At 51.6% G+C, this 12,587-nt stretch carries 14 protein-coding genes and 1 pseudogene; all 15 read left to right on the top strand.

What is annotated here, in order from left to right; genetic code table 11:
• Positions 1–34 precede the first annotated feature (34 nt).
• The 15 genes and pseudogenes from ACUDAL_RS05260 to tviB all read left to right on the top strand — a co-directional run bounded on the left by ACUDAL_RS05260 (position 35) and on the right by tviB (position 12,530).
• On the top strand, positions 35–736 hold the full coding sequence (locus ACUDAL_RS05260) for a glycosyltransferase (protein WP_444677369.1): 702 nt from the start codon (positions 35–37) through the stop codon (positions 734–736).
• Positions 694–1,161, top strand: a complete 468-nt coding sequence (locus ACUDAL_RS05265; RefSeq protein WP_444677370.1) for a glycosyltransferase — start codon at positions 694–696, stop codon at positions 1,159–1,161. The genes ACUDAL_RS05260 and ACUDAL_RS05265 overlap by 43 nt, the downstream gene beginning before the upstream one ends.
• 111 nt (positions 1,162–1,272) lie before the next feature.
• Complete coding sequence (locus tag ACUDAL_RS05270; RefSeq protein WP_444677371.1) at positions 1,273–1,701, top strand: hypothetical protein; 429 nt, start codon at positions 1,273–1,275, stop codon at positions 1,699–1,701.
• A 14-nt stretch (positions 1,702–1,715) separates the two neighbouring features.
• Positions 1,716–2,267 carry a hypothetical protein gene (locus ACUDAL_RS05275; protein WP_444677372.1) on the top strand — a complete coding sequence of 184 codons (552 nt, stop codon included), beginning with the start codon at positions 1,716–1,718 and terminating at the stop codon, positions 2,265–2,267.
• 3 nt (positions 2,268–2,270) lie between these two features.
• Entirely contained in the window at positions 2,271–2,417 is a 147-nt protein-coding gene (locus tag ACUDAL_RS05280) for a Stealth CR1 domain-containing protein (RefSeq protein ID WP_444677373.1), read from the top strand.
• Positions 2,417–3,295, top strand: coding sequence for a hypothetical protein (locus ACUDAL_RS05285; RefSeq protein ID WP_444677374.1), 879 nt, complete (start codon positions 2,417–2,419; stop codon positions 3,293–3,295). The genes ACUDAL_RS05280 and ACUDAL_RS05285 overlap by 1 nt, the downstream gene beginning before the upstream one ends.
• A 22-nt stretch (positions 3,296–3,317) precedes the next feature.
• Complete coding sequence (locus ACUDAL_RS05290) at positions 3,318–4,229, top strand: glycosyltransferase family 2 protein (RefSeq protein ID WP_444677375.1); 912 nt, start codon at positions 3,318–3,320, stop codon at positions 4,227–4,229.
• Positions 4,230–4,239: 10 nt separating this feature from the next.
• A complete protein-coding gene (locus tag ACUDAL_RS05295) occupies positions 4,240–5,301 on the top strand; it encodes a glycosyltransferase (protein ID WP_444677376.1) in 1,062 nt (353 codons plus the stop codon).
• Positions 5,302–5,316: 15 nt separating this feature from the next.
• Entirely contained in the window at positions 5,317–6,555 is a 1,239-nt protein-coding gene (locus ACUDAL_RS05300) for an ArnT family glycosyltransferase (protein ID WP_444677377.1), read from the top strand.
• A 2-nt stretch (positions 6,556–6,557) separates the two neighbouring features.
• Complete coding sequence (locus tag ACUDAL_RS05305; RefSeq protein WP_444677378.1) at positions 6,558–7,709, top strand: glycosyltransferase family 4 protein; 1,152 nt, start codon at positions 6,558–6,560, stop codon at positions 7,707–7,709.
• Positions 7,706–8,239, top strand: a complete 534-nt coding sequence (locus tag ACUDAL_RS05310) for a sugar transferase (protein WP_444677379.1) — start codon at positions 7,706–7,708, stop codon at positions 8,237–8,239. The genes ACUDAL_RS05305 and ACUDAL_RS05310 overlap by 4 nt, the downstream gene beginning before the upstream one ends.
• A 136-nt stretch (positions 8,240–8,375) precedes the next feature.
• Positions 8,376–9,206 (top strand): aldolase/citrate lyase family protein, encoded by an 831-nt coding sequence (locus tag ACUDAL_RS05315; protein ID WP_444677380.1) that lies wholly within the window; start codon positions 8,376–8,378, stop codon positions 9,204–9,206.
• Positions 9,207–10,184: a D-2-hydroxyacid dehydrogenase gene (locus ACUDAL_RS05320; RefSeq protein ID WP_444677381.1), complete on the top strand. Its 978-nt coding sequence runs from the start codon at positions 9,207–9,209 to the stop codon at positions 10,182–10,184.
• Between the two features lies 1 nt (position 10,185).
• The gene (gene galE / locus ACUDAL_RS05325) at positions 10,186–11,220 is read left to right on the top strand and encodes a UDP-glucose 4-epimerase GalE (RefSeq protein ID WP_444677382.1); all 1,035 of its coding nucleotides are present in this window, start codon (positions 10,186–10,188) and stop codon (positions 11,218–11,220) included.
• 36 nt (positions 11,221–11,256) lie between these two features.
• Positions 11,257–12,530: pseudogene (tviB, locus tag ACUDAL_RS05330) on the top strand (Vi polysaccharide biosynthesis UDP-N-acetylglucosamine C-6 dehydrogenase TviB).
• Positions 12,531–12,587: the final 57 nt, after the last annotated feature.

The following is a 12,587-nucleotide window of genomic DNA, read 5'->3' on the forward strand; positions in this document are numbered from 1 at the left end:
GAGTGAATTTCCAGTCCGCTCGCAAACGTTTGTCATGCATCATGTCACGGGTATGCTCGACCGTGATCTTGACGTGCAGATCATTGGCCATAAAGGTGACGAGGCCGCTTGGCAGAGCCTGGGCGCCTATGAGCCGCAGCTGAGAGAACGCGTCTGGCATCCCGAGATTCCGATCCAGTTCCTTGCGCGACTGCAAGGCATCATACGTCTACAGGATCATGGCCATGTTAATCGGTCTGGCTATTTCAAGAGCTTCAATGTGTTTCGATTCGGCCAGAAAGCCTTGAATCTAAACCTGCCGTATTACTATTCGCTGGCCTCAAAGATCGCGCCGATCGACGTACTGCACTGCCATTTTGGTCCCAACGGTATTCTGGGAGCCTATCTGAAGAAGCTGGGACTGGTGAACAAGCTCGTCGTGACCTTCCATGGCTACGATCTTTCAATGGTAGCGAACGGACCTAAGCACCCCTATAAGGTAGTGTTTGAGGAAGCTGACGCCATTCTCCCTGTCAGTGAGCGCTGGCACAAGCGTCTTCTCGAATTGGGGGCGCCCGCCGAGCGTACTTCCGTTCACCATATGGGCATCAACGTCGAGGCGTTTCCCTACCTTGAGCGCAATGCCTCTCCCGAAGCGCCCCTGAGGCTGATCACCACGGCACGCTTCATGGAGAAAAAGGCCTGGAATATGCCGTGCAGGCCGTGGCAGACGTTGCCAGCCAGAGGCCAGACCTGAATTTCACCTATGAACTGATTGGCGATGGACCCTTGTGGGAGCAAGTCGCTGAGCAGGTGCGAGTGCTGGGGATGGAGAGCCGAATCAATTTGCATGGTGCACTTCCCCACGACGAGGTGCAGCGGCTCTTGAAGGACGCCGATATCTTCCTGTTGCCAAGTGTGACAGCCAGCAATGGGGATCAGGAAGGTATTCCTGTGGCGCTAATGGAAGCCATGGCCAGCGGAATGCCGGTGCTCTCGACCTCCCACAGTGGGATTCCCGAACTCGTGGAAGAGGGTGTTTCCGGCTACTTGGTGCCGGAACGAGACAGCCAGGGCTTGGCTGCCAAGCTGCTTGATCTCCTTCAGCATCCGAAAATACGTCTTGCCTTTGGGCGTGAAGGCAGGAAAAAGTCGAGAACGAGTTCCACCTCGATAAGTTGAACGATGCTCTCGTTTCTCTGTACACCCGGTTGTTGTCAGATCCGGGCGTCAGGCTTGAAAAACAGCGGTACAGCGCCTGAGCGAAGGTGCTGACTCTTCACGGTAATCGTCATGCAAATAGTCAACTTTCTTTCTGATATTGGTTTCAAACGAGTGGGTAAGTGTGCCTTCTTAAGAAGCTTGGAAGGTCACAAGACCATACTCAAGGTTCGCTCGGAGGCCAATAACTGGTATCAGAAACTTGCTAGGAAGGTTCTGGGAGGAGATACATCCTTCGATAATGAAATGATGGTGTATGAGCAGTTGCCTGAAAATCGATTTTCGGATTTTCGCTACCCACGTCTCATTAAAACGGATCATGAGAATTTTCTCATCCTCCACTATATCAAGGCCCAGCAGGGCTGGGACAAGGATCTGGTATCCAAGGAAAAGTTAATGTCGGCACTGTTGGAGTTCAATCTTGCCGAAATTTCCATTACTCATACAGGGTTGAAAAAACTGTCACACGCTTCGTTAGAAGTTCGACGGCAAAAGTGCTGAGGTGGTCGTTTAGCTTGAACCGTTATAGCCCCAGGTACTTCTTCAAGATTGTTGCGTTGATTCTATCTGCTGAAACCAGCCAAAGGCGGAACCCGCGCGCGCTTTTGATGCATAATGACTTGAATGTCAATAATAACGTGCTGTCCGATCATGACGGATCGCCTTGGTTTCTTGATTTTGAAAGTGTCACGCTGGAAAGGAAGTGGGTCTTTGTCGACATCTTGAACCTTAGCGTGATAGAGAAGAACCGGTTCGAGTTTGATGTAGAAATGCTTAAGCACTACTTATGCGAGCTCCATCGGCGCGGAGTATTAGTAAAGGACTTTGATATTGCTTTGCAATTGCGGGTCGTATTGATGCGGGTGTACTTGCAGTCATTTCGCTATCAGAAGGATCCGGAGCTCAAGGCTGTATTCGGTAAATTCCTGACTCAAGTGCTTCTCGACCACCAGGCGTACAAACGCTGGTATATGAACAATGTGGGGTTGGATGCTCGTACGATTTTTTCTACCAAGGCTGAGCCAGCCAACCATAAGGCTTGCCAGCCAAGCATAAGGCTTGATTGAAAAATGAAGGATAATGACCCTGTCGATGTCGTGATTACCTGGGTGGATGGAGATGACCCTGAGTGGTTTGAACTCTATCGGAAATATGCGCCCTCCATGGCAAAGAAAAAGAAACGTCGCTGCAGCGGTTTAAAAGCCTGGACAACTTGATGTACATTTTTCGTGGCATAGAGACTTTCATGCCTTGGGTGCGTTATATCCATCTTGTGACCTTTGGCCACTATCCTGCATGGCTTGATGTCGGATCCGGTAAGGTGCGTCTGGTAAAGCATGAGGATATTTTCGAAAATCAAAAATTGCTGCCTGTTTTCAATAGTGGCACAATTGAGATGAATTTCGACAATATTCCTGAATTGGCGGAAAAGTTTATATATTTTAATGACGACATGTTTGTGGTGAGTCCGGTATCCAAGGATTATTTCTTCAAGAGCAATGTGCCTTGCGATTTCCTAAAGATGGTTCCTCTTATGCATGCGCAAGATTTTTCCCATCGCTTGCACGAACAGATGATGCATGTGGTGTCTAAGGATACATTTTCTGACTGGGGATTTAGGGAAAGACTCAGTAAAATTTTTAACTTTCGCTATGGCTTAAAAAGCCTTGTTCTTAATGCATTATTTTTAAAATTGAAGCACTATCCATTATTTGAAATTCACCACCACCCCCAGCCTTATCTGAAAAGTAATCTGATAGATGCCAAGGAAACCTATCACGACAAAGTTCAATATACTATTGCTAACAAGTTTAGAACAAAGGACACGCTTTCACAATATATATTCCGATTCCATGCCTTGGCTAAAGGTGAGTTTTATCCCCAAGTGCCTCAGGGCTGTCATTTGATTAATTATTCTTCGTTCGAAGAGCTCAAGGGGAAGCTTGTGCAGATGAAGGCCAAAAGGGCTAATTTTGTCTGCTTCAATGACAGTCATTTTCTCAACGAAGAAGACTTTGCCGAAAGCAAGAAATTGATGTTGGAGTATTTTAACGATCTGCTGCCGCATCCATCTTCATTCGAATTGAAAAAATGATGCAAAATATTATGGAAGATATATGAATAGCATCAGGCCCCATGGAAGAACCACAGTAATTATTACGACCTACAATGACGAGCTTGCGACTCTTGAAAAGGCAGTGGCTTCTGCTCTAGAGCAGAGCCTGTTGCCCGCTGCCGTTCTCGTGGTGGATGATGGGTCTAATAACTCTGTGGCTCAGCAAGTCGTTGATAAATTTTTGGCCGAGAGTGAAGTGACATTGCGTTGCCTGAAAAAGCGCAATGGTGGGCCTTCCTCTGCCAGAAACTTTGGCCTAGAAAATACCACCAGCGAGTTTGTCACCTTTCTTGACTCTGATGATGAGCTGCTTCCGGAAAATCTAAACAATAAGGAAGAAGTCCTTCAGGCCTTGCCCGTTAACTACTTTGGCGTGTATGGCACCTATCTCAAGATGCCCATGAATAAGCTGCATTCCTATCAGGATGCAGATGGACTCATCAACACGGATCAAGTGGGCAAGGAGGGTGGTATACCCGGCGGGGTTCATACCTATGTGTTCAGAACAGAGGCACTGCGAGCAATCGGAGGATTCGACGAAGCGCTAGTTCATAATGAAGACTTTGATGTCATCATCAGGCTCGCCAAGGCGGGCTGGCTCTGTAAAGGAAATGTCGGCCCAGGCTTTATAAGAAATTACCGAGATAATTCTCTGACACGTAACAATAATTATCAGGCAACTTATAATAATTTGTTGCGTTTTTTGGATAAGGCCGAAGAGAACCAATATTTTTCACCTCATGAATTGAAAAAAAGGCGGAAAAGTTGTGAGCTCAGATTGGCTAAGAGCATGCGCGCCGATGGGCAAGAGCGCAAGAAGGTGGCTTATCACCTGACCCGCGCCTTTCATCATTCGCCGCCATCACGATTCAAGGAATGGCTCGCCTATCTTTACGGTAAGTGCTCTCTGTAGGCTCTATAAAATGAATATCATGCACGTAATTTCCTCAGCTGCGGCTGGTGGAGCAGAAGTTTATGTAAAAGATATTTCGATCGAGATGAGAAAGCGGGGACATAGGGTTTTCATAGCTTTCCTAGATCGCGCAGAAGAGGCAGGCCGCGAGCAGTCTTATGAGGACAAGTTCCTAGCAGAATTGCGCGATAATGGTATCGAATTCGGTTTCGTCGGCGCACGCGCAAGACGGAATCCATTAAAGGGCGTGGCCGCGCTGCGTAAGTTTCAGCGTGCCTTCAAGCCTGATCTGATTCATTCCCACTTATATTACGCGGCAATTTTTTCCGCTTTTTTGCCTCGCGTAAAGCGAGTCTATACCCATCATAACATCAAGCTTAGGGCTAATCCGATTCTATACCGTTTTTTGGATCGCAGGACCCATGCTTATGTAGGAATTTGTAACGCATGCACCTCATTGTTGAAACAGGTGGCCACGCGTGATGTTCACCATATAGACAATGCTGTGGATGCAGCTCGCCTCGTGCCGATAGAGAATTATCCTGACAGACCATTGGTCACTCTTCTTTATGTCGGACGTTTGTCGGAGCAGAAGAATTTGGCATTATTGCTCAATGCCTTGAGCAGAATCGACTCGGCTAATTACAGGCTGCTGCTTGCTGGTAGCGGCCCAGAAGACGCTCAATTGCGTCAACTTGCGTCCGAGCTTGGTATCGCGGAACGCCTCGACTTTTTGGGTAATGTCGACAATGTCTCGAGTCTGCTTAAAGAAGCCGATGTCTTTGTAATGTCCTCAGCGTGGGAAGGTTTGCCCATTGCACAGATCGAGGCCACCTTGACAGGCTTGCCTGTTTTAGTCACCGATGTAGGCGGGTGTTCCGAAATCGTCGAGAAAGTGGATAATGGTCTGGTTGTTGGCGTTGAGGTAGAAGCCTATGCGGATGCATTGAAAAAAATGTTAAACGATTATTCTGCCAGGCTGCGTTATCATCGTAATGCGATAAATAACTCGGAAATCTATACGATTTCAAAATCGGTAGACAAGCATCTGGACCTCTACCATAGCCTCTGAACCAATGGTGCATCCATGACGACCGGACTGCTATTTGTCTATATTTTGTTCACATTTACGGCTGTATACTGCTTGTGGGTTGCCGTTTTGCATCGTTGGCTGCTCTGGCCACTTGTTCTGGCCTATGTTACACGACTAGTACTCTTCCTCTTGGATTACTTTCGTATCTTTCGTCCACCAGGTGCGACAGATGATGCGTCGCGCTTCAATAATACGGCACGTTATTGGTCTCAGTTCGAATGGTCTCATCTCATGGACATAGTGGATGTGACTCATTCGCATTTTTATGCTTGGCTTGGTGCGGTAGTTCAAAAACTGGTTGGCGTATCTTATTCTATATTGCCGGCATTCAGCTTTCTTTTCGGTCACGTGGTCGTCGCCGTTTCTGCCATTATCGCTTATCAGCTGTGGGGTAAACGCGCGGGAATCATGGTGGCGCTTGTGCTAGCTCTGTATCCCTTTGCCGCTTTTAATTCCATTCTCGCGATGCGCGAGGAAGTGGCAATCATGTTTTTTATCCTTGGTTTGTACTTTTTCGTCAAATGGGTCTCTGGTAGGTCATACCTAGGTATTATCTGGGCTTGCCTCTGTTTCGGCGGTGCCGTGGCGTTTCACCCCGGCTGGATCGGTGCCTTTGTCGGCGTAGCAGCGTACCTCACATTTTTTCTTTACCGTACCGTTTTCAAGACGGATACGACACGGGCTAGCTATCATGATGCGCTGAAGGTGTTGCTATCATCCACCATGCTTGTACTTTCGCTTGGAATGGTGGCTTTTGGTGGTGGTATTTCGCTCGGTAAAGGTATTGAAGTCGGCGGAGAAGGGGAAGGAGGCGTTGGTTCCGCAATTGAATCGCGTTTCTCGCGCGAGGCGACCGGTGGCTCCGCTTATCCTAGCTTCATTGCACAAGGTAACCCTTATACGCAGCCATGGTTGATTCCCGCACGTATTGTCTACTTTCATTTTTCTCCCTTTCCCTGGGACTTGCGCAGCCCGAGGCATCTGCTCGGGGTAGTGTCCTCCATGCTTTACTTGTTCATGGCTTGGCGTGTCTACAAAGGTTGGGATACGTTGAAAAATAGGGAAGAATGTGTTGCAATGTTATTCATGTTTGGCGCACTGACCTTCATCTTCGCGATTGGTGTAACCAACGTGGGTACGGCCATCCGCCACAAGACTAAGCTGCTGGCTTTATTCTTGATTCTCGCAGCGTCGACATTCCACACATTCAAAATCAAGCTAAGGAGAGCTTAATTGTGGATGTTCTGATTATTGCAGGCAATGCCCGCTCGCTAATGGCTAATCGTGGTGATCTGATCCGTGAAATGCTTGCGCAGGGCCTCGAAGTAGGGGCGGCTGTCCCTACTGCGGATTATTTACCTGATGTCGAAGCATTAGGCATTGCCATTTATCCGATCGACATGGGGCGTACTGGCGTAAATCCTATGCATGATCTCAGGACTCTTCATGAGCTCTACAAGCTGATCAGAAAAATCAGGCCTAGTGTAGTGTTCAGCTATACCAGCAAGCCCGTCATCTACGGCAGCCTAGCGGCGAAGATGGCTGGGGTGCCACGCATTTATTCAATGATTACAGGCCTTGGTCATCTTTTTACCACCGACACACCAAGGACACGCCGGCTGCGCCGAGTTCTCAGCATGCTTTACCGTGCCGGACTTTCCTGTAATGACAGGGTTTTCTTCCAAAATCCCGATGACCTCAAGGAATTCATCGACAAGCGGATTCTTTCTAAGGCGACAAAAGCCGTTCGTACCTACGGTTCCGGCGTCGATATGGCGCGCTTCGCTCGCCAGCCGTTGCCTCAAGGCCCCCTGACGTTCCTGTTTATCGGCAGGCTGCTTGGCGAGAAGGGAATAGCGGAATTCTGCGAAGCCGCCAACCTTTTGAAGCAGCGGTATCCTCAGGTCAGGTTCGTGGCCGTGGGCCCGCACGATCCCAGCCTTCCTCATGCCTGTGACATTCAGGACCTGGAACGCTGGAAAAGGGAGGGCGCCGTCGAGTTTGTCGGAGGCGTGGAGGATGTAAGGCCCTGGATCAGCGAATGCTCTGTATTTGTACTGCCTTCGTATCGTGAAGGTACGCCGCGTTCTGTGCTCGAGGCGATGAGCATGGGGCGCGCTATCATCACCAGCGATGCACCTGGCTGCCGAGAAACGGTGGAGCCGGGTATCAATGGGTTCCTGGTGGCTCCAAGAACCAGTGCGCCCTTGGCTGATGCGATGGAGCGCTTCATTCATGAGCCCGAGATGGCGGCCACGATGGGCGAGGCCAGCGTTGAACTGGTAGAGAAATACTACGACGTGCGCAAGGTCAACCGCGTCATCTTGGAAGCCATGTTGCTGACCGGGCCGGTTGAACGCCATGCCGTGGAGCAGGAGTGCACATGAATTTGGCCGCCAAGCGTCTCTTTGACATCGTTGCCAGTGGCTGTGCGTTGCTGGTGCTTGCTCCTCTCCTGCTGCTCGTAGCGCTATGGGTGAAGCTCGATAGCCAGGGCCCTGTCATGTTCAAGCAGCGGCGTGCGGGGCTCAACGGCCAGCCTTTCATGATCTTCAAGTTTCGTACCATGATCGACCGGCCTGCTGACAGCATTGACCAAAACAGTGAACAGGTCGTGAGCTCCGGTGAGGACAATAGGATCACCCGGGCCGGACGTTTCCTTCGGGCGACCAGCATTGATGAGTTGCCGCAGCTGTTCAATATCCTGAAGGGCGACATGAGCGTTGTGGGCCCGCGTCCAATACTGATGGAGCAGATCGAGGTGATACCGCCTGGCTGCCTTATCCGCTTTGACGTTCGGCCTGGCTTGACCGGTCTGGCTCAGGTAAAGGGCGGCGCAGCTTGGGATGGCTGCAGCAGTTGGCCTTCGATGCTGAATATGTTCGCAAGCAGAATTTTTTCTATGACCTGCGGCTGATCTTCAGGACCGTGGTAGTTGTACTCAAGGGCAGCGGCCTCTATGGCGGAGAGGGATTGAACTGGAGAGCTTACCGGGAGAGTCTCGGGGGTAGGGCACCCAGTGACCAGGATGTCGAGGAGGCGATGAAGCAACAATGATCAAGCGTATGATGATCACCGCCAGCCCTGATGTCGCGGAATATATCGAGCAGCATGGCGTCGATAGGATCTTCCTGGACCAGGAGGTCAACGGCAAGGCCCAGCGACAAGGCCACCTGGATACTCACAAAGCGGCGCATACCCTGGCGGATATTGAGGCTATTGCCAAGGTGTTGCGAAAAGCTGAGCTGATGGTACGGATAAATCCACTGCATGATGGCACTACAGCTGAGATCGAGGCTGCGCTTAACCATGGTGCGCAGCGTCTCATGTTGCCCATGTTCACGTCGCGGCATGACGTCGCTGAATTCCTGGAACTGGTAGGGCAGCGCGTGCCGGTTACCTTCCTAGCAGAGACAGCGCCAGCACTGGTAAGGCTGGCGGACTGGCTGCCGCTGCTTGTCCCGGGGCGAGATGAAGTCCATTTCGGGCTGAATGATCTTTCATTGAGCCTGGGCTTGGACTTTCTGTTCGAACCCATGGCTGGACGGCTGTTCGACGCCGCATCTGAGCAACTTGAGCAAGCGGGTATTACCTGGGGTATTGGTGGCATCGCCAGGATCGGTCAGGGCGAGCTGCCGGCGGAAAACGTCATTGGCGAGCATGTGCGGTTGGATTCTCGCTGGGTCATCCTCTCGCGTGCATTTCATTCTGGCGCCGCAACCGCTGCAGAACTGCTGCAGTCGATTGATTTCCCACGCGAGATTGCTGCACTGACTGATGCTGAGCAGCAGTGGCGTGCTCGCGATCAGGAAGCCCTGCTGGAAAACCATCAAATCCTGGCCGAGCGGGCGTTTCGTCTTGGCCGAAAGCAGGTGAGTAGATAAATGGCGTTAGATTCCCTTGAACGTATCCTTTTTTTACAGAAGGAAGAGGTGCTGCAGGATCAGCGCGAGTTGGTCCTTCAGCGACTGGGTGAATGGTATCCTGCTGCCACGATCGATTTTGCCGGGAGTGCCCAGGAGGTGTACGCCTCTCGTTCTTATGATGCCGTGATCACGCCGACGCTTCCTTGGCTAGCGGCGGCACTGAACAAACTGGAGAGGTTTTGCTGGATTCATTTTCTCTCGGCCGGTGTGGAAAAAATATGGGAAATGGATTTCGATAAGGCCAATGCCTTTCTGACCAAAAGCAGCGGTGTTCATGGCGCTCCCATGAGTGAATACGCCATTGGTGCCATGTTGTACTTCGCTAAGCAGTTCAATCGGTTTCATGAGCAGTCCAAGCGGGCCGAATGGAAGCGTACCTGGCTGAATGAGCTGACCGGACGCCGTGTGACCATTCTGGGTTTGGGACATGTTGGTACGGCGCTGGCCCAGCGAGCGAAGGCGTTTGATATGGAGGTAGTGGGGACTCTTCGCCATATTCGGGAAGTACCTAATGTCGACCGTGTTGTCGCAATGGAAGATATTGGCCAGGAGCTCTCACGCTCCGATTATCTGGTTGTGTGTTTGCCTTTGACGCCGGAAACACGTGGTCTGGTAGACGCCGCTTTTCTTTCCCGCCTGAAGCCTGGCGCGGTACTGGTCGACATCTCACGTGGTGGTGTTGTGAACGGCGACGCCGTGTTGAACGCCCTCGACAGCGGCATCCTGAAGGGAGCCGCTCTGGACGTTTTCGAATGGCAGCCGTTACCTGAAGGCTCGCCACTTTGGAAACACGAAAATGTGCTGGTCACCCCGCATGTATCGGGTACTACGCCGTTTTACCTTGAGCGTGCACTCGAGGTCTTCCATGCCAATGCACAGGCGCTGTTGTCGGGGCGAGAGCCTGTTACGCCGGTGAATAGAGAGGCTGGGTATTAATATGCAATCAGGTGACACTTTTCCCACCATTCTGGTGACGGGTGGTGCGGGCTATATCGGCTCACACACCGTGCTGGCGCTGCTCGAAGGTGGTTACAAGGTCGTCGTTCTGGATAACCTTTGCAATTCGTCGGAAGAAGCGTTGCGTCGTGTTGAAGCCTTGACGGATGGTGCCACAGATTTCGTTTGCGGAGATGTCAGGGACAGTGCTGCGCTTGAGCGGATATTTACACGTTTTGAAATTGCCGCGGTGATCCACTTTGCAGGCCTGAAAGCGGTAGGTGAGAGTGTCCGCTCACCGCTCGCCTACTACCAGAATAACGTAGAGGGCACCTTGAGTCTTTGCCAGGCCATGCAGAAGGCCGGCGTCAAGAAGCTGGTATTCAGTTCGTCCGCCACCGTCTACGGGGCCAATGCTCCCGTACCCTATCGCGAAACGTACCCTCGCGGTAACAGCTCTAACCCCTATGGACGCTCCAAGGCCATGGTCGAACAGGTGCTCGAGGACATCTGTACGGCCGATGCTTCTTGGTCCGTCGCTTCGCTTCGTTACTTCAATCCTATCGGTGCCCACCCTTCCGGGCTGATCGGTGAGGACCCGCTGGGTATCCCTAATAACCTGATGCCTTTCATTGCACAGGTTGCGGTAGGAAAACTTCCCGAGCTCGCCATCTTTGGCCAGGACTACCCCACCAATGACGGCACCTGCATACGCGATTACCTGCATGTCATGGACCTTGCCGAGGGTCATGTCGCTGCGTTGCGCCGCCTGTCGGTGGCAGGCATCGCCTACTTCAATCTTGGTACGGGCCAGGGTTATTCAGTGCTCGATATCGTCCAGGCATTTGAGCGTGTAACGGGACGGAAGATTGCCTATCGGTTTGCCGAAAGGCGTGAGGGTGATTTGCCTGCCTTCTGGGCCGATGCCTCGAAGGCAAAAAAGGACCTGGGCTGGTCGGCTAGCCGAGGGCTTGATGAAATGATGGCCGATACGTGGAAATGGCAGTCCAAGAACCCCAAAGGATATCGCGGCTAATCTAGCCGATTGCCGAATGAATGGAGATCAATGGTCATGAATATGGATACGGTACGCCTCGGCATCATCGGTCTGGGCTACGTGGGCCTTCCCTTGGCAGTCGAGTTTGGGAAGGTCTTGCCTACCGTAGGGTTTGATATCAATGTCCGTCGCATCAGCGAGCTACGCGACGGGGTCGATCATACGCTAGAGGTCGAGCCCGAACTGCTAGCCTCAGCGCACCATCTTACGTTCACCAGTGAACTTAGTGCGCTAGAGGCTTGTAATGTCTATATCGTCACGGTTCCGACGCCTATCGATTCCAGTCGCTGCCCCGACCTGACGCCTCTCGTCAAGGCAAGTGAAACGCTTGGCAAGGTTATCAAGCGCGGCGACATTGTCATCTACGAATCCACTGTCTACCCGGGCGCAACGGAAGAAGACTGCATTCCTGTCGTCGAGCGCGTCTCCGGACTCACCTATAACCAAGATTTTTACGCCGGCTATAGCCCAGAACGTATCAATCCGGGCGATAAGGAGCATAGGGTAACCACCATCAAGAAAGTGACCTCCGGCTCTACGCCTGAAGTGGCAGATTTTGTCGACGCCCTGTATCAGCGCATCATCACCGCGGGTACTCACAAGGCAAGTTCAATTGCCGTGGCAGAAGCCGCCAAGGTCATTGAAAACACGCAGCGTGATGTCAATATCGCGCTGATCAATGAGCTTGCTGTCATTTTCAATCGCCTCGGTATCGATACCGAAGAGGTGCTGGAAGCCGCCGGAACCAAGTGGAACTTTCTGCCTTTCCGGCCAGGACTGGTGGGGGGCACTGTATTGGTGTAGACCCTTATTACCTTACCCACAAGGCGCAGCGCGTGGGCTATCATCCGGAAGTGATTTTGTCGGGGCGCCGTATCAATGATGGCATGGGGGCCTACGTGGCAAGCCAGCTCATCAAGCAGATGATCAAGCGCCGCCTGCAGGTTGAAGGCGCGCGCGTGCTGGTTATGGGACTGACGTTCAAGGAAAACTGCCCCGATTTACGTAATACGCGTGTCGTGGATATTTTGCAGGAGCTCAAGGATTATAACGTTGAGGTCGATGTCTACGATCCCAGAGTGGACGCTGCCGAAGCCGAGGCAGAGTATGGCCTCCAGTTGATCAGTGAGCCTGAGTGTGACACCTACGATGCCATCATTCTGGCGGTGGCTCATCAGGAATTCCGTGACTTGGGGTCTGCAGCCGTGAGGCGCTGGGGAAAGACAAGCCACGTTCTTTATGATCTCAAATATGCCTTCCCCAAGCAGGAAGTCGATATTCGCCTGTAATGCTGAAGAATAAAAAATGGTTTCGGCCAAAAGACGATGGAAAGGTCAAAGCAAAGG

It is taken from the genome of Halomonas sp. E19, assembly GCF_052439355.1.
GTDB lineage: Bacteria > Pseudomonadota > Gammaproteobacteria > Pseudomonadales > Halomonadaceae > Halomonas.

Excerpts from the sequence above, each read along its gene's own strand:
- galE (WP_444677382.1), top strand. The coding sequence starts at position 10,186 with ATGCAATCAGGTGACACTTTTCCCACCATTCTGGTGACGGGTGGTGCG.
- ACUDAL_RS05310 (WP_444677379.1), top strand. The coding sequence starts at position 7,706 with ATGAATTTGGCCGCCAAGCGTCTCTTTGACATCGTTGCCAGTGGCTGT.
- ACUDAL_RS05300 (WP_444677377.1), top strand. The coding sequence starts at position 5,317 with ATGACGACCGGACTGCTATTTGTCTATATTTTGTTCACATTTACGGCT.
- ACUDAL_RS05315 (WP_444677380.1), top strand. The coding sequence starts at position 8,376 with ATGATCAAGCGTATGATGATCACCGCCAGCCCTGATGTCGCGGAATAT.
- ACUDAL_RS05270 (WP_444677371.1), top strand. The coding sequence starts at position 1,273 with ATGCAAATAGTCAACTTTCTTTCTGATATTGGTTTCAAACGAGTGGGT.
- ACUDAL_RS05280 (WP_444677373.1), top strand. The coding sequence starts at position 2,271 with ATGAAGGATAATGACCCTGTCGATGTCGTGATTACCTGGGTGGATGGA.
- ACUDAL_RS05285 (WP_444677374.1), top strand. The coding sequence starts at position 2,417 with ATGTACATTTTTCGTGGCATAGAGACTTTCATGCCTTGGGTGCGTTAT.
- ACUDAL_RS05260 (WP_444677369.1), top strand. The coding sequence starts at position 35 with ATGCATCATGTCACGGGTATGCTCGACCGTGATCTTGACGTGCAGATC.
- ACUDAL_RS05320 (WP_444677381.1), top strand. The coding sequence starts at position 9,207 with ATGGCGTTAGATTCCCTTGAACGTATCCTTTTTTTACAGAAGGAAGAG.
- ACUDAL_RS05290 (WP_444677375.1), top strand. The coding sequence starts at position 3,318 with ATGAATAGCATCAGGCCCCATGGAAGAACCACAGTAATTATTACGACC.
- ACUDAL_RS05295 (WP_444677376.1), top strand. The coding sequence starts at position 4,240 with ATGAATATCATGCACGTAATTTCCTCAGCTGCGGCTGGTGGAGCAGAA.